Source organism: Streptomyces sp. NBC_00442 (assembly GCF_036014195.1).
In the GTDB taxonomy this organism is placed as follows: domain Bacteria; phylum Actinomycetota; class Actinomycetes; order Streptomycetales; family Streptomycetaceae; genus Streptomyces.
Window position 1 is genome coordinate 7441781 of sequence record NZ_CP107918.1, and the last position, 18690, is coordinate 7460470.

The following is an 18690-nucleotide window of genomic DNA, read 5'->3' on the forward strand; positions in this document are numbered from 1 at the left end:
GCCCGTGGAGTTACCGTCGATGCCATGGATCGTGATCTTCGCGGCTGGTGGCCGTGTCTGCTCAGCGGCGCGGTGTTCGCCGTGTGCATGGCCGGCACCACGCTGCCGACCCCTCTATACGGCCTCTACCAGGGGAAGTTCGGATTCTCCGAGCTCACCGTCACCGTGGTGTACGCCGTGTACGCCTTCGGTGTCATCGGTGTGCTGCTGCTCGCGGGCAATGTGTCCGATGCCATCGGCCGGCGTCCCGTGCTGCTGTGGGGACTCGGGTTCGCCGCGGCGAGCGCGGTCTGCTTCCTGTCCGCATCGGGCCTCGGCTGGCTGTACGCGGGCCGGCTGCTGTCCGGGCTGTCCGCCGGACTGTTCACCGGAGCCGCCACGGCGTACGTCATGGACCTCGCACCCCGTGGTGGCGCGTCGCGGGCCACGCTCGTGGCGACGGCCGCCAACATGGGCGGCCTCGGGTGCGGGCCGCTGCTCGCCGGATTGCTCGCCCAGTACGCGGCCTGGCCGCTGACCCTCACGTTCATCGTGCACCTGGCACTGGTGGCAGCCTCGGCCGTGGTGCTGCTGCGGCTCCCCGAGACGGTGCGGGACCCGCAGCCGCTGCGCACCGCCAGGACGCAGCGGCCGAGCCTGCCCGCCCAGGTGCGCCCGGTGTTCGTGCCCGCGGCGATCGCGGCGTTCGTCGGGTTCGCGCTGTTCGGTGTGTTCACGTCGGTGAGTCCGGCGTTCTTGGCGCAGTCCCTGAACGTGAGCAATCACGCGGCGACCGGACTCGTGGTCGCGCTGGCCTTCTTCGCCTCGACCGCCGGGCAGTTGGCCGTGGGGCGTGTGGGTCTCACGCGCTCACTGCCCCTGGGCTGCGCCGCCCTCCTGGCCGGCCTCGCGCTGCTCGCGGCGGCGCTGCGCTGGGACCTGCTGTCGCTGATCGTGCTGAGCGCGCTGGTCGGCGGATGCGGGCAGGGCCTCGCCTTCCGCGGCGCCTTGACCGCGGTCGCCGAGGCGTCCCCCGCCGACCGGCGTGCTTCGGTGATCTCCAGCCTCTTCGTGGTGGCGTACGCCGGCATCTCGGTGCCGGTGATCGGGGTCGGCGTGCTGGTGAAGCCGATCGGCCTCGAAGGGGCCGGCCTGGTGTTCATCGCGTGCATGGCCGTGCTGGCCACCGCCGCCGGCATCTACCTGCTATCGCGGCCGGTGGAGGCGCGGGACGCCGACTGAGCGGCGTTCGCGCACGGGCTGTGCCGCGGCCCGCCGCACCCGGTAGTTCCAGTACGCCAGCGAACGCACGACCGTCTGCGCGCCGATGGGGTTGGCACTGTGCACGAGGATCGCCCCGATGGCGAAGGGCCGTCCGTGAAAGGCGGCTTCTTCCAGCAGGGTCACCACGGGCATGATGCTGTCGTCACCGCCGAGGTCGTGATCGAGCCAGAGTTCGTCGATGAACGTGTCGCGGTGCTCGCGCAGCAGCTGAACGCCTTCGTCGCTGGTCCGGGCGATCCGGGTCGCTCGGGGGAGGGGCCGCAGGTCGTCGATGCCGAGGATGACGGGGGTCGGGGCGGGCGGGTTCTCATGCACCGGGCCATCATCGGTCATGACGCCGGAGGAGCCCCTTTCTTTTTCGAGGATGCGCTCACCGGGTCCGGGTCCGGGCGCGGGGCGGACCGGCTTCGACTCGCGGCTCAGCTCGGGCGGGGTCTCAGGAGGCTTTCGACGAGGGTGTCCACCAGGCCGGCGGGGATGCTCGCCCCGGTCAGGGCGCAGTAGACGATCGGGCCGACGAGGGCGTCCATCGTGGCGTCGGGACCGAGCTCGGGCGCGAACGCCCCGGCCGCGATGCCGCGCGTGAGCAAGTCCCGTTCCCGGTCGCGGCGCGGACCGAGATAACGCTCGCGGAAACTCCACCGGCCGGCGGACGAGGCTTCGCCGGGCTCTCGCGTACCCCAAGACACCGCCGACGCCCCGCCTCTCGCCCGCTCGGGCGACCGGGAGGGGGGCGTCTCCCGCGGGACCAGCCCCACCCGGGCGAATCTCAGGACCCGCCCCGCGCAGGGCACACGCTGCCGAGCCGCGACACCCGCCAGCCGTCGCCGAGGACACCGCCCCCGACGGTGAGCAGCGCTCCCGAGTGGCTGCGTACCGCGTCGGCCAAGGACGCGCCCCGCAGCGCCGGGCCGGCCGCGAGGGACTGGGCCAGGGCCGCCACCGCGGTTCTGGCACGGCGCACCGCGCACATCTGCGGGTGCACGGCCCAGACCTGGTGGCCCGTCCGGCCCGTCGAGGCGCCGGCCAACGTCTCGAACGAGGCCAGGCCGCAGTCCAGCGGAACAAGGACGGGACCCGTGCCCCGGAGAAACTCCGAGAGCCGGTGCTGCGGCGCGAGCACGGCCGGCCCCGCCCCCTGATGCCGTGCGAGCCCCGCCCGACAGGCGGCCGCCTCGACGCGCAGGGCGAGCGCTGCCCACTCCGGCCCGGCGTCGCGGGCCACCGAGAGTTCGGCCGCGCCCAGTGCCGCGGCGGCCTCCACGACCGTACGGACCAGCGCGTCCTCGTCGGGCGCCCAGCTCAGCGCCGGCGGGCCGGCCGATACGAACGGCAGCAGACAGGGCAGCCCCGCGGCGCGGTAGACAGGCAGCGCCCGGCGGATGCCGAGGGGATCGCTGTGTCCCACCACCGCCACGTGGCCGGCAGCGGCGACGTCCTCCGCGACACCCGGGGTCTCGTCGTGCACGTGCCAGTCGGCAGCGTCCGGACACACGGCCCGCGCCCGGTCCACCTCGCCGAGGAGCACCGCCCCCCAGGCCGTGCGCGGCCCGGTCAGCGGGGTGACGACGGCGATGCTCGGACGCTCCACCGGTTCAGCCCCAGATGAAGGAGTCGCTGCTGTTCACGGGCGCGGACGCCCGCGCGGTCGGGCCGGCGGGCGCGGGCGCGGTCGTTCCGCCCAGGACGAGCGCCGCGGCGCAGGCCGAGGCGGACGTCACGACGGCCGCCCGGACGAGCCGAGTGCGACGCGTGGCGGCGGATGGTGAAGTGATGGATACGGACATACGAGTTCCCCCTGGAAGCGATCGTTCGGTGTGTGACCAGCATCTCCCGCGGCCCCATCAGCCGCCATGTGCAAGGGAGTTCCGGGACCGGACATGGCCAGAGGCGGACGTATCGCCCGCACTTTCCGGTCCGCATTCCGGACGGTGCTGTTCCGAGGAACAGAATCATTTTTAAGATCACCAAGGGGGAGATCGCCCGGGGAAGTGGCCACGGGGGAGTGGCCACACGAAAGGGGAGCGGACAGGGGTGGACGCACGCACGGACGCACGCGCAAGAGCCCAGGACCTCTATCGGATCGCCCTCGACGACGCCGCCTGGAAACCGGAAGTCCTCACCGAACACCGCGGGTGGAGCGGCACGGAGTTCGCCGAAGCCCTCCAACTGCTCGGCCGCCTCGGCCTGTTCGTTCCTTCGCCGGACACCCGCAACGGCTGGACGGCACTGGCTCCCGACACCGCGCTGCGCAACCTCCTCCTCGAAGAGGAGAGGCACACGGGCGCCCTGCTCGGCGCCGTACAGCAGACGCGGTCCGCACTCGCGCAGGTCGTCGCCGACTTCCAGCCCGTGCACGCACGCGAGTTGTCCTCCGTGCAGATGGAAGTGGTGACCGGCGCGGCCAACGTGTCGGCCGCCCTTGAGGACGCCTCGCAGCGCGTCGAGGAGGAGGTCCTGTCCCTCCACCCCGGCCGCGCCCTGCCCGCCGAGATGATCGAGGCGGGCCTCGAACGGGACAGGCTCGCGCTCGACCGTGGCGTACGCATCCGTACGATCCATCTCGGCTCGGCCGCCGCGGTTCCGCACATGGCCGCCTATCTTCGCCGGCTGGGCGGGGCGGGCGCCCAGGTCCGCACCGCGCACACGCTTCCGCTACGGCTGATCGTGGTGGACCGCTCGCTCGCGATCGTGCCGGCCCCGCAGCCCACGGACGGGGGCATCGCAGCGGTCGTCCTGCGCAGCGAGACGCTGGTCGACGTGTTCCGCGGCGTCTTCGAGCACTGCTGGGCGGGCGCGAGCGTCCTGGCCGAGACGGCAGGGGGTGGTGACCTCGGAGGCGGCACGGGCGAGGAGGGCGCCGACTGGCGGCCCACCGGGCGCCACCGTGAACTGGTGCGGATGCTGGCCGGCGGACTGACGGACGAGGCGATGGCCCGCAAGCTCGGGATCTCCGAGCGTACGGTCCGTCGCCTCGTCTCCGAACTGACCGAACGGCTAGGCGCGGCCAGCCGCTTCCAGGCCGGTGTCAGCGCTGTCCGCCTCGGGTGGCTGGACGACTGACGCGCCCGCGCGGCTCGCATCCGCCCGGCCCGGGTCGGTACCGTCGTCCGAACCCGCCGGCGGCGTCGGCTCGGCGTCGCCCGTCCCTGCCGACCGTGTCGACCAAGTCGGCTCACGGTCTCCCGCACCGGCCGCCTGCGGTCGCGCGGTTTCCTTCGGTGTCGCCGTCCGCCCCCACGCGGTGCCGGCCAGGACGAGAAGCGCGCCGAGGAACCCCAGCCATCCCGGCCGGTCGCCCGCGAGGGCGATGCCGACGACCGCGGCCCACACCGGCTCCGTGCCGAGCAGCAGACTGACCCGCGAGGGCGATGTGCGGCGCACGGCCCACATCTGCACGAAGAACGCGAACAGCGTGCAGAACGCCGACAGGTACAGCAGCCCCATCCACTGTCCCGCGCCGAAGTCCGCGGCAGTGGCCCACGGGGTGCCCCCGGTCCCCGGCGCCGCCGAGAGCAGTGCGAACACCGCGACCGCGCCGCCCAGTTGGACCGTCGTCATCGACAGGGCGTCCGCCCCCTGGACCGACCGCAACCGGGACATCGCCAGGACGTGGACGGTCCGGGCGACGGCCGCGCCCAGCATCAGGAGATCGCCGAGCGAGGGGCTGGTGAAGCCGGCTCCCTGGGTCAGGAGGAGCACGCCGAGCACGGAGAGCCCTGCTGCGGCGAGGAACGACCGGGACAGTGCGGTGCGCCGCAGCCGGCTCTCGGCGAGGGGGGTGAAGATCATGGTGAGGCTGATGATGAGCCCGGCGTTGGTGGCCGAGGTCTGCACGACCCCGTACGTCTCCAGGAGGAAGATCCCGGAGAGGACCAGGCCGAGCAGCCCCGCTCCGCGCACCTGGGCGCCGCTCAGGGCCCGCAGCCTGCGCCATCCCGCGACGACCAGCACCGGTAGGACCACCGCGAAGCGCAGCACCAGGACCGCGAGCACGGTCTGGGTGGTGGTGACCCCCTTGGCGGCGAGATAGCTGGAGCCCCACACCACTGCGACCAGCAGGACGGGAAGATCGGTCAACCAGGCACGGCGTGCCGTGGTGGTGCTCATCGGGGACTCCTCAACAGGCGGGCATCGGGGCCGGATCGGGCCCCGATGCCCGCGGGCCAGGGCTCGGTGCGGAGGGGACGGTCGCTGCTCAGAGCGCGGTGTAGGCGATCACCAGGACGTCACGGTGGGCGGGGAGACCGGGATCGACGGGCTGCACCGGGGTGACCGAGTGCAGGGTGCGCCGGTCGTCGCCGAGCAGCAGGTCGCCCGGCTCGGCGAGCGTAGTGGTGAGCAGGTGCTCGCCGTCGTCGGTGTAGACGCCGCTCTCACCACCGGTGACGTTGGCCCGGCCGATCATGAGCGAGGTGATGAACGTGACGCCGTCACGGTGTCGCCCCTCGGGGGCCGGCTGGCCCGTCTGATCGGCGGAGGCGCTGATGCGGTACGGGTGGAGCTTGACGTTCCAGGCGTCCCTGCCGTCCACGGCGCTGAAGACGCGGCCGAGTCCGATCAGGACGGAACGCAGCAGCGAGTCGTCCGCGAAGGTGTCGGTCAGCGGGTCGAAGACGCGCTCCACGCCGCCGTTGAGCGGGTTGATGTCCGACTCCTGGCGGTACGGGGCGTGCGGCAGGAGCGTGAGCTCACCGTCCGCGGAGCGGAGTTCGAACTGTCCGTAGCGGCGGAAGCGGTACGTGCCTCCGTCGGCCATGTGGGTGTCGAGGGTGAGCTCGTCCCAGTGCGCGGCGAACCGGGCCCAGTCGCCCGCGTCGACTCCGACGAGGGAGGACAGCTCGGCGGCGGGCATCAGATGACCGCCCGGCCCGGCAAGCGCGTTGACGGCGGCGACGGCCACGGGGTGGGCAACGGCAGTGGTCATGGAAGTGCTCCGTGGGTGTGGGGCGATGGACAGGTGGGTGAGAGGCGGACCGGCCACTGGTGGGCCGGCCCGGCGGGGGCGCCCGGTGGTGGGCAGCCCCGCGATGCGCACGAGCGGGTCCCGGGCGAGGACCGGCGAGTGGGCCGGAACGGCAAAGCCGCGGGAATCCGGTCGGCGGGCCGGGCGGCGGAAACCGGTTGGTGGCCCGACGGCGGAACCCGGTCGGCGGGCCGGGTGGCCGCGTGGCGAACAGCAGGTGCCGGGCCGGGTGGCGGAAAGCGGCTGCCGAGCCGAGCGGGAGGTACCGCTTGACGGCACGGACGGCACGGACGGCACGGACGGCACGGACGGCACGGACGGCACGGACGGCACGGACGGCACGGACGGCACGGACGGCACGGACCGGTCGGAGGGCCGGCGCCGGCGCCGTCGCGGGCGCGGACGTCAGGCCGCGGCGAGGACCGTGTCTGCCACCGTGCGGGCGAATGGCGCCGACTCGGCGGCGATCGCCCGGTCCTCCCAGGCCTCGCGGTCGCGCAGGTAGAGCGGCCGTCCCGCGGTGATGGCGCGCGTGTCGGCGCCGCCGGTGCGCAACCGCCAGGTGACGGCGCCCGTGGTGCGGGACGCGCACGCGTCGATGAACGTCTGGACGGCGAGCCGCAGTTCCCCGAACCAGCGGCCTTCGAGGGCCTCCCGGGTCCACACCTGCTCCAGGCCCCTCTTCTCTCGGATGAGTTCGGCTTCGAGGCAGGCGCTCTCGACGTGGCGGTAGCCGCTGAGCAGCAGCCAGGCCGCGGGCATCTCCCGGATCTCCAGGACCTTCTCGCCGTGGTCGAGGTGTTCGAGCCCGGAGTAGCGGCCGAGGCCGTACGCGCCGACGCGGCGGTTGAGTCGGGCGACGAGTTCGGTCAGGGCAAGCCGCTCGCCGTCGAGCGCGACGGGCAGCCCGTGCTCGAAGGTGACCGTCAGATCGTCCGTCTCGCCCGGCGCGGCGGTCGGCCGGCTCCAGGCGTACATCTCCTCGGGCACCTCGTGGTGCTCGGGGTCGTCGAGGATGCCCGACTCGAACTCGCGGCACCACAGGTTGGAGTCGCCACTGACGATCCGCCCGGCGAGCAGGTCGATCCCGGCGGACCGCAGTTCGACGAGCTTGTCGTCGCGGGTGACGGGGTCCAGGTCGTACGGGCTGCCGAACGCGCCCCGGTAGCCCAGCAGCCGCAGCGCGCCGTTGAGCCGGCGCAGGGTGTTCTGCGAGCGGTTGGCGGTGTGCAGGACGGCCTGGGCGCCGAGCGAGTGGGCGAGCTCGACCGCGCTGTGAGCGATCAGCGGGCGGCTCAGCGTGGAGCTCACCGGGTGGATACCGAGGTAGACGGCCTGGGCGGCGATCGCAGGGGCGACGTACCGGTCGGCGAACTCCTCGCGTCGGTCCAGGATGTGGATCGTGGCGCCGAGCGCCTCGGCGACCTGCCGCTTGTACGTGCTCGACTCGTCCTCACCGATGTCGACGCTCACGGCGTGCACGTCGCGCACGCCCATCCGGCGCAGCCGCAGCAGCAGGTACGAGCTGTCCAGACCGCCGCTGAACAGGGTCACGACGGGGCGGGTGGGATCGAGCTCTTCGAGCTGCGAGAAGGAACGTATGAGCGCGGGCCGCATGGCCTCTCCAACATCTGCACTGTTCACACGTCACAGAATTCCGCCCACCCACCCCCCGGACAACGGTTTCCCTCCGTCCACGCCCGGCCATGGCCGGACCCGGAAGCGGCCTCGGAAGCGGCCTCGGCCCGCCTCGGCTCAGACGAGTTCGGGCTGGGGCTGCGGCTGGGGCTTGCGGACCGGAACCGCGACGGGTTCCCACTGCTTGACGGTCCGGATGTAGCGGTGCACCACCGAGGCGACGGCCAGCAGCATCAGGGGACCGAAGATCCACGGGTGCTGAGCCATCTGGAGCGGCAGGTAGCGGTACGCGACGAGGAGCGCGGTGAAGACACCGGCGCCGTGCACGACGAGCTGGACGGCCGGACGGTCCCAGCCGAAGGCGAGGGCGCGCAGTCCCGCTTCGACGGTGAGGGTGAAGACGACGCCCGCGATGATGTCGGTGCCGTAGTGGTAGCCGAAGCCGAGGGTGGCGCCGAGGGTCGCCAGCAGCCACAGTGCGCCTCCGATCCGCAGGGCGCGGGGGCCCTTGCGGGAGTGCAGGAAGATCGCGGTGGCCCAAGCGGTGTGCAGGCTGGGCATGCAGTTGCGCGGGGTGTGCTCGTCGAACGGCATGTGGTGCGGGGCGGCGATCGTGGGCGCGGTGTGGGGCCACAGGTTGGCCAGCGCCCAGTGGCCGCCGTCCGTGCCGTAGGCGAAGATCGGTCCGACGACCGGGAAGATCATGTAGATGGCGGGACCGAGCAGCCCGATCACCAGGAAGGTGCGGACCAGGTGGTGGGCGGGGAACCGGCGGTCCCTGGCCACGTGCCGCAGCTGGTAGAGGGCGACGACCACCGCGGCGACGGCGAGCTGGATGTAGACGTAGTCGAGGATGTGGGAGCCCACGGTTCCGGTGGCCTCGACGATGCGGCCGGCCAGCCAGGACGGGTTGCCCAGGGCGTGGTCGGCGGTGGCCACGTACTGGTCGAGGACCGTCGGCCGGGTCTTGGAAGTGATCAGCAGCCAGGTGTCACCGGTCTTGCGGCCGGCGACGAGCAGCAGCCCGAGCCCCACCCCCTTGAGCAGCAGGACGCGCTCGGCGCCGGTACGGCGGGTGACGGCGATCACCGCACAGGCCAGGATCACCCACAGCGCGCCGTTGCCGAACATCATCTTGGCGTCGACCAGCCATCTCACCAGCAGGAACACCAGATCGATGCCGACCGCGGCGCCGATCGCGATGTAGCGCTGCCGCCAGGGGAGGACGACCATCATCAACGCCATGCCGGCATAGAGCAGCGGACCCGACTTGGGGGCGAAGATCACCTCCCGGGCCTGGTTGGTGATGGGCCCCGGCATGCCGTAGTGGCGTGCGGCGACCTCCAGCATGACGAGAAACGCGAGGGCCACCACAGTTGCCGCGGTCCACAGGACCGCGCGTGGTCGACGCAGAGCGGCGAGCATCTGTGCGCGGTTGGTTCGGGCGGATATCCGCGAGGCTATAGGTATCAATTGTTTGGCCCATGTGTTTTTGTCGGACGCCGGTGGTGTGGCCGCTCTTCATGCCTGGTGGGACGGGATTTCGGTGGAGCGTGGGCGATGCGGACGAGCGGTAAGGGTTCGATCATGCTAACGGAGTCGTACAGGAGGGTTACGCCGGTCGTGTGCTCGGGGCACGGCAGGCGCTTCGGTGACGCGGCGGCACCGGCGTGGTTCTCCTGGGACGAACGGGGAGCGAACCGCAGGTCGTAGAGGGGGGCCACGCCGTACGGGTCGGCGATGGTGAGCGATACCACGGCGGGCGGCGCCGCTCGAAAGATGCGGAACGGACGCATGGCCGACCGGCAGGAGCCGACCGGCAGGAGGGCCCATCGCTCATGCGTGCGCCTCGCACGCTATTGTGCGGGGTGTGGAAAACGACGTGGGGCGAGAGATCGCCGAGGCCCTCGGGGTGCTGCTCAAGCGCAGCACGCGCATCGAGCTGCACCGGACCCTGACCGCCGGCATGGGGGAGGCGGTGGACGAACTGACGTACCCGATCCTCAGCGGCCTGGAGCGAACCGGCCCGCGCAGCGCGGCCGACCTGGCCCCCGACGTGGGGCTCGACCGGTCCGGCGTGACCCGCCGCGCAACCCGGCTCGAAGCGGCAGGACTCGTCCGGAGGGAACCCGACCCTGCCGACCGGCGCGCCACGCTGCTCGCGTTGACCGACGAGGGCGAGCACACGGTGGCGGCCCTGCGCCGACGCCTGTCCGCCCACATCGAGGCCGGCCTCGCCTCCTGGCCGCCGGGCGAAGCGGCCGCGTTCGCCCGATCCCTCCAGCGCTTCGTCGCCGAGGGGCCGTTCCGCTAGAGCCCGGCCGGGCCATCACCCGTAGAGCCGGCGATCATGCGCGGGAGCGGATCACGGTGATCGCGGGAGCGGATCACGGCGATGGTGACGGTGACGTCGAAGGGCGTGCGACAAGGGGGGCGGGGGGCGGCGAGGGCGGCGGCAAGGAGGGGTGGCAAGGACGGCGGGGAGGCCGCTGGCGACCCTCCGCGGTCGGGGCGGGGCCCTGTCGATCAGTCGTGCGGGTGCAGGCACTCGGCCGCGGCGGCGGCGACGGCCTTCGCGACGACGGCCAGCGCCGGCACGTCCAGCTTCCACTGCTGCCAGTACAGCGGCACGGTGAGCCGTCGGCCCGGCGCGAACTCCATGAGCGTGCCCGAGCGCACCAGCGGTGTCGCCTGCGGCTCCGGCAGCAGGCCCCAGCCGAGACCCGCGGCCACGGCGTCGCAGTAGCCCTCCGATGTGGGTACGTAGTGACGCATGCGGCTCGCGCCCGGCCACTCGGGTGCCAGTGACCGCACGAACCGGTCCTGCAGTTCGTCACGCCGGTCGAAGACGATGACCGGCGCGTCGGGCAGACACTGTTCCAGTGGACCGGCCGACAGATGGCGTGCCGCGAAGCGCGGACTCGCCACCGGCAGATACCGGAAGAGGCCCAGCGGCCGCACCAGGCAGCCCGCCACCGGCCGTGCCGACGACGTCACCGCCGCCATCACCTGCCCCTCGCGGAGCAGCGCCGCGGTGTGCGCCTCGTCCTCGCGGTAGAGCTCGAAACAGACCGGCGGATCCTGCGGGACCCGAGTCAGCGCGGGAAGGAACCACGTGGCCAGGGAGTCCGCGTTGACGGCGATGGGCAGCCGGGCCGGGCCGGACTCGTCGGCGATGCCCAGCTCCGCGTGCGCGTCCCGCTCCAGCGCCGCCAGCTGGCGCGCGAACCGCACCACCACCTGCCCGGACTCGGTGGGCCTGACCGGCTTCGTACGCATCAGCAACACCCGGCCGGTGCGCTGCTCCAGGGCCTTGACCCGCTGGCTGACCGCGGAGGGCGTCACGTGCAGCGCCGCGGCGGCGGCGTCGAAGGTCCCCTCGTCGACTACGGCGAGCAGGGTGCGGACCTGGTCCAGCGGCAGCTCAGTCATCACATCAGTCATCACTTCGGCTAATGGTAGGTAAGAAACTTTAGCTGTACTAATGCCCGAGGTGATCCATAACGTCGATGACATGAACAGCGGCACACTCCCGGCGGCGATCGCCGGATTCACCACAGGCCTGTCCCTCATCGTCGCCATCGGCGCGCAGAACGCGTTCGTCCTGCGTCAGGGGGTGCGCCGCCAGGCCGTCCTCGCGGTGGTCGGCATCTGCGCCGCATCGGATGCGGCCCTCGTCGCCCTCGGGGTGGGCGGGCTCGGAGCCGTGGTCACCGCGTGGCCCGCGGCATTGACCACCGTCGGCCTGGCCGGCGGCGGGTTCCTGATCTGCTACGGCGTCCTGGCCGCCCGCCGCGTCCTGAGGCCCGCCGCCGCCCAGGGGCTGGAGGCGAAGGGCGCGTCGACGGGATCCGTCCGCACGGCGGTGCTCACCTGCCTGGCCATGACCTGGCTCAACCCGCACGTCTACCTGGACACCGTGCTGCTGCTCGGCTCGACCGCCGCCGACCACGGCGCACTGCGCTGGACCTTCGGCTTCGGGGCCATGCTCGCCAGCCTGGTGTGGTTCACCGGCCTCGGCTACGGGGCCCGCCTCCTCAGCGGCGTCCTGGCCCGCCCCACCGCTTGGCGGGTCCTTGACACGCTGGTCGCCGCCACCATGCTGACGATGGGCACCCTGCTGCTGGCCCGCACCTTCTGGGCGTGAGCGGCCTTCAGGCGCCCGACGGGATGGGAGAGAACCCGGTCCTGGGCCGGTCAAGGGCCGGTCAAGGGCCGGTGCGGGCTGCTCCTGGGCCGCTCCGGGGCGGTCAAGGGCCGGGCCCTGACCGGTCAGGGCCCAGTCAGGGTCCGGGTCTCGGCTCGGTAGAGCTCTGCCGCGTCGAAGCCCATGCCCGTGAAGTGGCCGGCGAGTTCGAGGGACAGGGCGCCGTGGAGACGGGTCCAGAACGCCAGCGCACGACTGAGGGCGGCGGGCGGCACCTTCGCCTCGCGGGCCCATACGCGGTGCTCGGCCAGATGGTCGTCGAGAGGAGTCGTGGTGGCCGGTTGCGGCTCGGCCGCGCACGCCGCGAGAATGACGCTCATGATCTCGGAAGAGGTCTGAACGGTGTCCTCCGGGGCTTCGTAACCCGGCACCGGCGTGCCGTAGATGAGGAAGTAGCGCTGCGGATCCGCCAAGGCCCAGTGACGCAGGGCGTCCGCGAGACCGGCGAGATCCGTACCGGCGACGGCGTGGGCCCGGAAAGTGTCGGCCAGGCTTCGGTAGGCGTCTCTGATGAGTTCGGTGATCAGATCGTCGCGGCTGGCGTAGTACCGGTAGAGCGCGGGCCCGCTCACCCCGATCTGCTTGGCGATCGCGTTGAGGGACAACGCCGAAGCGCCGGCGCTCGCGATCTGTTCCCAGGCGTGCTTCTTGATTTCCTCGCGCACCTGGGCGCGGTACCGCTCCCGGGGAGTCCTTGCTTCCGACTCTGTCGGCTCGGCCACGACCGCCTCCACACGTCTTGACTGGACACCCAGCCTTTCGTTAGAGGCTATCACTCTCCCTTTTGTCTCTCACGGTGTGTCGGTCCGGCAGAAAGGGATGGGTGAGCCCACGCCGCGCCCCCGATGCCTGGCGTGGCTCGGCATGGCGTGGCGTGGCCTGCGTGAAGCGACTGGCGGCCGCTTACGGGCGGAGTCCGGCGTGCAGGACGCCGGCCTTGGCGAACCCGCCGGGCCCGGCATTCACGCCGACCTTGCAGGTGCCGTCGCCTGCGTCCGTGAAGTCGGGGACATGAGGCACCTGGGGGGTCCTGGAACGTCAGGGCGGTTCCCTTGGCGGTTCCCTTCCCTTCCGGGCCGATGACCGGATGGTTGACGTTGAGGCCCACGCCCCGGGCAGCAGGGGCCCCGGCGTCGCGCGGGACCGGAGGTGGTGAACGAGCCCGGCCACGTCCGGGCCGAGTTGGTGCCGGAGACCACCAGGTCCGGCGATGCGGGATGCGCGCATCCGCTGCCCAGGAGGCCGGACGACGCGTACCGTTCGGGGGCATGACAATGCTCCCGGACCTGCCCCAGAACAGGGTGCTGCTGGATGTGCTGCGGGAACAGGGCGTTCCGCAGGACAAGCATGGATTCCCCTACGAGGGATGGGAGTTGCACACGCACCCCGACCTCGTGGAGCGCCTCGGTGACCTCGCCGCCGACTGGCCGGCCGTGGCGGCCTACGGGATGCCGGTACTCGCGGCGAAAGGCGTCGCCGCGGTCGTGGCGCGCAGCATGGGCATGCTGCTGGTGCGTCTGCCCGAGGCCCCGCCCGGGTCTCTGAAGCGCCAGGCGGCCTGGCCGCCCCTGACGGATCCCGGGCAGGGCTGGTACTCGCTGTGCGCCTGGCAGTCCGAGATTCCCTCGGCGGAGTCCAAGCGGCAGCTGTCGTCGCTGGTGCTGCACGCGCTGTCGTATGCCGCGTCTCTCTCGCAGGACGACACGGTCGACTGGCGGGGCCGCCCCGTGCAGGCGCCGGACGCGCGGCCGGGGAAGGCGGCGAAGGGCCGGCGTCCCAGCAGGGGAGGCTCCGGCAAGGGCGGGCGGCGCGGCGGAGGACGCGGGCGACGCTGACGCAGCCAACAGAACCCGCACCGCTCGCCGCGCGCGCCATCGAGCGCGCCGGTCAAGGGAGTTGGCGTCCGGTGGGCCGGGCTACCGTCGCCGGGTGACTTCCGATCGCTGGCTCGCCGACACCCGCGCCTCCTATGACACCGTGGCCGCCGACTACGCCGACCACGTGCGTGACCTCCTCGACCGGACTCCCTACGAGCGCGCCGTGCTCGCGCTCTTCGCCGGCCTGGTGACGTCCGCGGGCGGAGGCCCGGTCGCGGACGTGGGCTGCGGGTCCGGGCGCATCACGGCCCATCTGCGTGATCTGGGCGTGGACGCGTTCGGCATCGACCTGTCGCCGACGATGATCGACGTGGCCCGGCGCGAACACCCCGGCCTGCACTTCGAGGTCGGCTCCATGACGCACCTCGACATCGATGATGCGTCGGTGGCCGGTCTGATCGCCTGGTACTCGCTGATCCACGTCCCCGACGACGAGGTCGACCGGGTCCTCGAGCACTTCCGGCGTGTCCTACGCCCCGGCGGCACTCTGCTGCTGGGCTTCCACGTCGGCGACGAGACGCGGTTGAAGACGTGCGGCTACGGCGGCCACCCCATGAAGGTGTACGTGCACCTCCGCCGGGCCGGCCACCTGACGGAACGGCTCGACGCGGCCGGCTTCACCGTCCAGGCCCGGATGAGCCTCAGCTCGGCGGAGAGTTCCCGCGGGGCGGTGCTCCTGGCGCGTCGGCGACCGGCGAGGTAGGCCCGCTCAGCGCGGTTGGAGCCATGGCGGAGTGCCCACCCGCAGTCGGTTGCCGTCGGGGTCGCGCAGCTCGATCTCGCGCCCCCAGGGGACATCGTTGACTGCGACGCCGAACTCCGACGCGATGGCGTCGACGTCCGTCACGCGCAGATAGAGCAACGTGTCGGGCCGGGCGTCGCCCCGGTGCTCCGAAAGGAACAGTCGTACGCGGCCGCGTACGACTCCGACGAACGCGGGCAGACCCGGCTCGAATCGGTGCTCGGACTCCTTGGCGAAGCCGAGGCGCGCGTACCAGGCCACGGCTGTGGCGGCGTGCTCGACGTGCAGGATCGGGATGACTTCTTCGTCCATGGGGCCATACTCCATCTCAGCGCTCGGCCAGGGAGTCGGTGGGCGTCATTCGATCCCGGCGGGGCCCGCGCCACCAGTACCGCCCCACGACGAGTTCCTCAAGCGAACGGATCCGGTCGGTCAGCAACTTCGCCTGTTCGTCCGGGTGTTGCAGTGCCGCGCGGAGGTCCGATGCGAGATGGGCCGCCTCGCGAACCTCGCAGTCGGACCTGAGGGATTCGACCGGGGTCCGCGTCGCCCGTGCGACGACGTCGAGCACCGTCTCCATGTGAGGGCCGCTGAAGCGGACCAGGAACAGCCAGTCGTCGGCCGGTGTGCCGAAGCGGGCCCATTCGAAGTCCAGCAGGGCCGTCACGGCGCGGTCGTGTGCGAGCCAGTTGTCCCAGTGGCAGTCGGCGTGGACCGGCACGTTAGTGAGGGCGTGGTGCGGGGCGCTCTCCGCGATCGCCGCGAGCCCGTCGAGGAGGGAACGGGGAACGGCTCCTCGGCCGTCCAGGGCGGCGAGGGCGTCCACCTCGGTGACGAGTGCCTCGCGGCTGGTGAACCCGCCGTGGTCGAGAGGCTCCTTGAGCAGTTGCGCGACATGACCGGTGGGCTTCCAGGCGTGCAGGGAGAGGAGCCGCTGCACCGCTTGCTCAGCCAGGACGCGGGCGGTCGTGCTGTCGGCGCCGGGCAGGCCCATGCCCGGCGCCGTTCCGGGCACACGGGCGTAACAGGCGTAACGGACGTTGCGCGTCCCGAGCCGGTGGACGCCGCTGTCGAGCAGAGGAGCGGCGAGGCCGGGCGGCAGGTGCGGCGTGAGGGCGATCTCACGGTTCAGCCGCGTGTGGCCGTCGGTGTCGATGAGCTTCAGGACGACGTCCGAACCGGCGAATACGTGGTGGGAGCTGCTCGGCGCCGTCGTCATCGGGCCCGGGTCGCGCCCCAGGGCGGCCGCGGCGATGGTGCGAGCGGCCATGTGCGTGTGTCGCGGGTCGGTCATGGGGTCCTCTCGGTCCTCAACGTGTGGACGTTCGCGTTCCGTTGGAGTCGTCCCGGACCCCGGTGGCTGCGCGCGCCGTCGCGCGTCACTCGCTCGAAAAGGGGTGGGGAGAGATCATGTGTGAGCTTCACGTTACAGCGTGGACAGAGTGTGCGGGGGCTGGGGTGCGGGAGGGGCGGGGGCCGGATGTGTGGGTGGTCTCGGCGTGAGAACGCGCTTGTTTCGGAGGGGAGTTGGCGTGTCATCGCGCGTCGCGAGTCTCCGGCCGAGCGGCCGTTCTGCCGGGTGGCGGCCCATCCGTCCCGTCTCGCGGGGCCTGGCCGCGCGCCGGGGAAGCGGGTCGCGACATGGCGGCACCACGACATGTCCACGCGTCACGGCATTCCGGTGCGCCGGAACGCACCGCATGATCGGGTACCAGGGGCGCCGCCAAGTGTCAGCGGTGCCCGAAACGGAGGGAAAGCCCATGGCGACAGAGCCCGTTGCGGCCCCGTTCACCCCGGCCGCGAGCCCGGCCGGCGAGTCGCGGACGCGCGGCGGATTGATCATCTTCCTCAACGGCACGTCGAGTTCCGGCAAGACGAGCATCGCGAGGGAACTCCTCCCGATCCTGGGCGACACGTACTTCTCCATGCCGGTGGACGCCTTCCACGCCATGCGGACGACTCCGCCGGGCCTCGCCCCCGACCTGCTCGCCGATGTACTCAGGCGCACCTGGATGGGCTTCCATCGGGCGGTCGCGGGAATGGCGGCCGGCGGCAACAACATCGTCGTCGACCACGTCCTCAGTGAGCGGTGGCGGTTGCTCGACTGTCTGGCGCTGTTCGCCCCCGCGGACGTCGTCCTGGTCGGCGTGCACTGCCCGCTGCCCGAGCTGGAACGGCGTGAGCGGGAGCGCGGTGACCGCCCGCCGGGTCTGGCCGCGCGACAGCTGGACCGGGTCCACGCCCACGGTCTGTACGACATCGAATGCGACACCGGCACCACGAGTCCGATCGCCTGCGCGCGGAAGATCAGGGACTTCCTGCCGCGTCGTCCGGCCCCCACCGCGTTCGAGCGCCTGAACTCGCTCGTGTGTGAAGGGGGCGGAGAAGGTGCCGCGCCGGCTGGACCATCAGGGTGGTATTTGTAATATTAACCAACGAATTCGGCATGCCGTAAGGTCGCGCAACTCCCCGTCGGTGACCATCTGTCCGCACAGCGCATTCCTGCGGAAGGGGTATCGGGATGGGAATCCCGCGCGGTGGTCCAGCCGCTCGGCGGACGGTGCTCGTGGTGGCGTTCACGGCTGTCGCGACCCTGCCCGGGTCCTTGGCGGGACTTCCCTCGGCACGCGCAGGCGGAGTGGGGGAGCACAGCCTGGGGTTGACGGTCACCGTGAACACGCGCCCCGGGATCGGCGCCCTGCGGCCGGGTATCCGCGTGGGCGCGCCGGTGATCAAGGTGTACCGGGTGGCCAACCGGGGGGAGGCCGACCTGTCCACGGTCCGCCTGACCGACCCGGCCGTACCGGGTTCGCTCATCCGCTGCGCCAACGGCTCCGGCCACCCCGGATATCTGCGTGCGCTGTCGAGCACCCTGTGCACCGCGGAGTTGCCCGCCGCGCCCGGCACGCACACCGCACGGGTCGTGGCGACGGGCGTGGTCCCCTCGCTCGCGATGCGGATGCGGGCCACCGCACCGAGCGGCTACGGCGGAGTGGCCGGCGCCCTCACCCTCACCGAGAGCGCGAGACTGCTCAGTTTCACCGAGGCCGAGATCCACTATGTGGTGGCCAACCCCGGGAACAGGACGGTGTACGCCATCGCGCTGGCGGACCCGGTGCTCGCACCCGGCCGTCTCGACTGCGCCGGCCAAGAGGACATCCCGGAGCTGCGGCCCGGTGCGTCCCTCACGTGCACGGCGCGGGTGCGGCGCGGCCCCGGCTCCTACCGCAGCGCGGGGACCGCCACCGGAAGCGACCGTACGGACACTCTGGACCCCGAGGGGCGCAGCATCGCGCCGCCGGTCCTCAGCGCGCGCGCCGACGCGGACTTCGTCCTCCCGGCGCCGCCGAGCGCTCCGGCCGTGCCCGACGTCCTGCCGCGCGCCGTGCCGCCCCGGCGGGCGGCGGCAGCCCCGCCACCTGCCGGGGCGGGCCGTCGGGGAGTGCGTGGGCCGGGCGCGGCTGTCGGGCCCGGCACACCCGGCGGCCTCCGTGCACCTGGCGGCCCCGGCCGACCCGGCGGCCCCGGTGCCGGGGCCGGCGCCGGTCCGGGTACGCGCGCGGGTCCCGCGGGACCCGCCGCGCCCGGCGGACCCGGGGCTCCCGGCATGCCCGGGGGGGCCGGTGACCCCGCCGGTACGGCCGCTGCCGGACCTGGTGCACCCGCCCCGCCCGCCGCACCCGCGCCCGCCGCACCTGCCGTACCGGCGCAGCCACCCGCCCCGCCCGGCGCGGCCCTTCCGCCGGGCGGCGATGCCGCGGCCCAACCGCCCGGGACCGGCATCGTCGGGGCGGTACCGGTGGGGCCGGCCGAGCCGCCCGGGACGGTGCGCCCGCCCCGGCCGACGCTGGCCCGGCCCCCGGCGCCGCCTTCGTTCCTCGGCGCCCTGCAACACCACGCGCAGGCGCATCCCGGCCTGTCCGTGGCGGCGCTGCTGCTTCTGTTCCTCCTGCCCGCCGCCCTGGCCGCGGTACTGCTGGGCTCACGCCGCCCGTAA

19 protein-coding genes and 1 pseudogene are annotated in these 18690 nt (G+C 72.5%); 8 read left to right on the forward strand and 12 right to left on the reverse strand.

From position 1 onward, the window contains the following. The first annotated feature begins 24 nt into the window (after nt 1-24). Nucleotides 25-1221 carry an MFS transporter gene (locus tag OG432_RS33495; protein WP_328314712.1) on the forward strand — a complete coding sequence of 399 codons (1197 nt, stop codon included), beginning with the start codon at nt 25-27 and terminating at the stop codon, nt 1219-1221. Here the strand turns inward: OG432_RS33495 and OG432_RS33500 are convergent. The 4 genes from OG432_RS33500 to OG432_RS33515 all read right to left on the reverse strand — a co-directional run bounded on the left by OG432_RS33500 (nt 1186) and on the right by OG432_RS33515 (nt 3050). Beyond that, nucleotides 1186-1596 (reverse strand): cyclic-phosphate processing receiver domain-containing protein, encoded by a 411-nt coding sequence (locus OG432_RS33500; protein WP_328314713.1) that lies wholly within the window; start codon nt 1594-1596, stop codon nt 1186-1188. The two genes, OG432_RS33495 and OG432_RS33500, sit on opposite strands and share 36 nt — an antisense overlap. A gap of 86 nt (nt 1597-1682) precedes the next feature. Further along, a complete protein-coding gene (locus OG432_RS33505; protein WP_328314714.1) occupies nt 1683-2057 on the reverse strand; it encodes a TetR-like C-terminal domain-containing protein in 375 nt (124 codons plus the stop codon). Next, nucleotides 2033-2854 carry a hypothetical protein gene (locus tag OG432_RS33510; RefSeq protein ID WP_328314715.1) on the reverse strand — a complete coding sequence of 274 codons (822 nt, stop codon included), beginning with the start codon at nt 2852-2854 and terminating at the stop codon, nt 2033-2035. The genes OG432_RS33505 and OG432_RS33510 overlap by 25 nt, the downstream gene beginning before the upstream one ends. Before the next feature lie 4 nt (nt 2855-2858). After that, complete coding sequence (locus OG432_RS33515) at nt 2859-3050, reverse strand: hypothetical protein (protein ID WP_328314716.1); 192 nt, start codon at nt 3048-3050, stop codon at nt 2859-2861. 247 nt (nt 3051-3297) lie between these two features. Between OG432_RS33515 and OG432_RS33520 the strand changes: the two genes are divergently transcribed. Further along, complete coding sequence (locus OG432_RS33520; RefSeq protein WP_328314717.1) at nt 3298-4326, forward strand: LuxR C-terminal-related transcriptional regulator; 1029 nt, start codon at nt 3298-3300, stop codon at nt 4324-4326. Nucleotides 4327-4479: 153 nt separating this feature from the next. Here the strand turns inward: OG432_RS33520 and OG432_RS33525 are convergent. The 4 genes and pseudogenes from OG432_RS33525 to OG432_RS33540 form a co-directional block, all read right to left on the reverse strand. Further along, nucleotides 4480-5373 (reverse strand): annotated as a pseudogene (locus OG432_RS33525) (DMT family transporter); the annotation flags it as partial. A gap of 88 nt (nt 5374-5461) precedes the next feature. Continuing rightward, nucleotides 5462-6190: a 2OG-Fe dioxygenase family protein gene (locus tag OG432_RS33530; RefSeq protein WP_328314718.1), complete on the reverse strand. Its 729-nt coding sequence runs from the start codon at nt 6188-6190 to the stop codon at nt 5462-5464. A 444-nt stretch (nt 6191-6634) separates the two neighbouring features. Next, nucleotides 6635-7846, reverse strand: coding sequence for an argininosuccinate synthase-related protein (locus tag OG432_RS33535; protein WP_328314719.1), 1212 nt, complete (start codon nt 7844-7846; stop codon nt 6635-6637). Between the two features lie 138 nt (nt 7847-7984). Next, nucleotides 7985-9292, reverse strand: a complete 1308-nt coding sequence (locus tag OG432_RS33540; RefSeq protein WP_328314720.1) for a phosphatase PAP2 family protein — start codon at nt 9290-9292, stop codon at nt 7985-7987. A 445-nt stretch (nt 9293-9737) separates the two neighbouring features. Here OG432_RS33540 and OG432_RS33545 point away from each other — a divergent pair, with 445 nt between their 5' ends. After that, nucleotides 9738-10181 (forward strand): MarR family winged helix-turn-helix transcriptional regulator, encoded by a 444-nt coding sequence (locus tag OG432_RS33545; protein ID WP_328314721.1) that lies wholly within the window; start codon nt 9738-9740, stop codon nt 10179-10181. Between the two features lie 212 nt (nt 10182-10393). Here the strand turns inward: OG432_RS33545 and OG432_RS33550 are convergent, their stop codons facing one another. Beyond that, nucleotides 10394-11299, reverse strand: coding sequence for a LysR family transcriptional regulator ArgP (locus tag OG432_RS33550; RefSeq protein WP_328314722.1), 906 nt, complete (start codon nt 11297-11299; stop codon nt 10394-10396). 82 nt (nt 11300-11381) lie between these two features. Here OG432_RS33550 and OG432_RS33555 point away from each other — a divergent pair, with 82 nt between their 5' ends. Then, a complete protein-coding gene (locus OG432_RS33555) occupies nt 11382-12014 on the forward strand; it encodes a LysE/ArgO family amino acid transporter (protein ID WP_328314723.1) in 633 nt (210 codons plus the stop codon). Between the two features lie 125 nt (nt 12015-12139). Here OG432_RS33555 and OG432_RS33560 read toward each other — a convergent pair whose 3' ends face one another. After that, entirely contained in the window at nt 12140-12796 is a 657-nt protein-coding gene (locus tag OG432_RS33560; RefSeq protein ID WP_328314724.1) for a TetR/AcrR family transcriptional regulator, read from the reverse strand. Nucleotides 12797-13342: 546 nt separating this feature from the next. Between OG432_RS33560 and OG432_RS33565 the strand changes: the two genes are divergently transcribed. Together OG432_RS33565 and OG432_RS33570 are read left to right on the forward strand one after the other, a co-directional pair. After that, entirely contained in the window at nt 13343-13909 is a 567-nt protein-coding gene (locus OG432_RS33565; RefSeq protein WP_328314725.1) for a hypothetical protein, read from the forward strand. Between the two features lie 94 nt (nt 13910-14003). Beyond that, nucleotides 14004-14654: a class I SAM-dependent DNA methyltransferase gene (locus OG432_RS33570; protein ID WP_328314726.1), complete on the forward strand. Its 651-nt coding sequence runs from the start codon at nt 14004-14006 to the stop codon at nt 14652-14654. 6 nt (nt 14655-14660) lie between these two features. Here the strand turns inward: OG432_RS33570 and OG432_RS33575 are convergent, their stop codons facing one another. Continuing rightward, on the reverse strand, nt 14661-15005 hold the full coding sequence (locus tag OG432_RS33575) for a glyoxalase superfamily protein (protein ID WP_328314727.1): 345 nt from the start codon (nt 15003-15005) through the stop codon (nt 14661-14663). Between the two features lie 16 nt (nt 15006-15021). Further along, nucleotides 15022-15987 (reverse strand): phosphotransferase, encoded by a 966-nt coding sequence (locus OG432_RS33580; RefSeq protein WP_328314728.1) that lies wholly within the window; start codon nt 15985-15987, stop codon nt 15022-15024. A 466-nt stretch (nt 15988-16453) separates the two neighbouring features. On the opposite strand from OG432_RS33580, the gene OG432_RS33585 reads away from it, so the two are divergent. After that, nucleotides 16454-17119: a chloramphenicol phosphotransferase CPT family protein gene (locus OG432_RS33585; RefSeq protein ID WP_328314729.1), complete on the forward strand. Its 666-nt coding sequence runs from the start codon at nt 16454-16456 to the stop codon at nt 17117-17119. 245 nt (nt 17120-17364) lie between these two features. Then, nucleotides 17365-18690: a hypothetical protein gene (locus tag OG432_RS33590; protein ID WP_328314730.1), complete on the forward strand. Its 1326-nt coding sequence runs from the start codon at nt 17365-17367 to the stop codon at nt 18688-18690.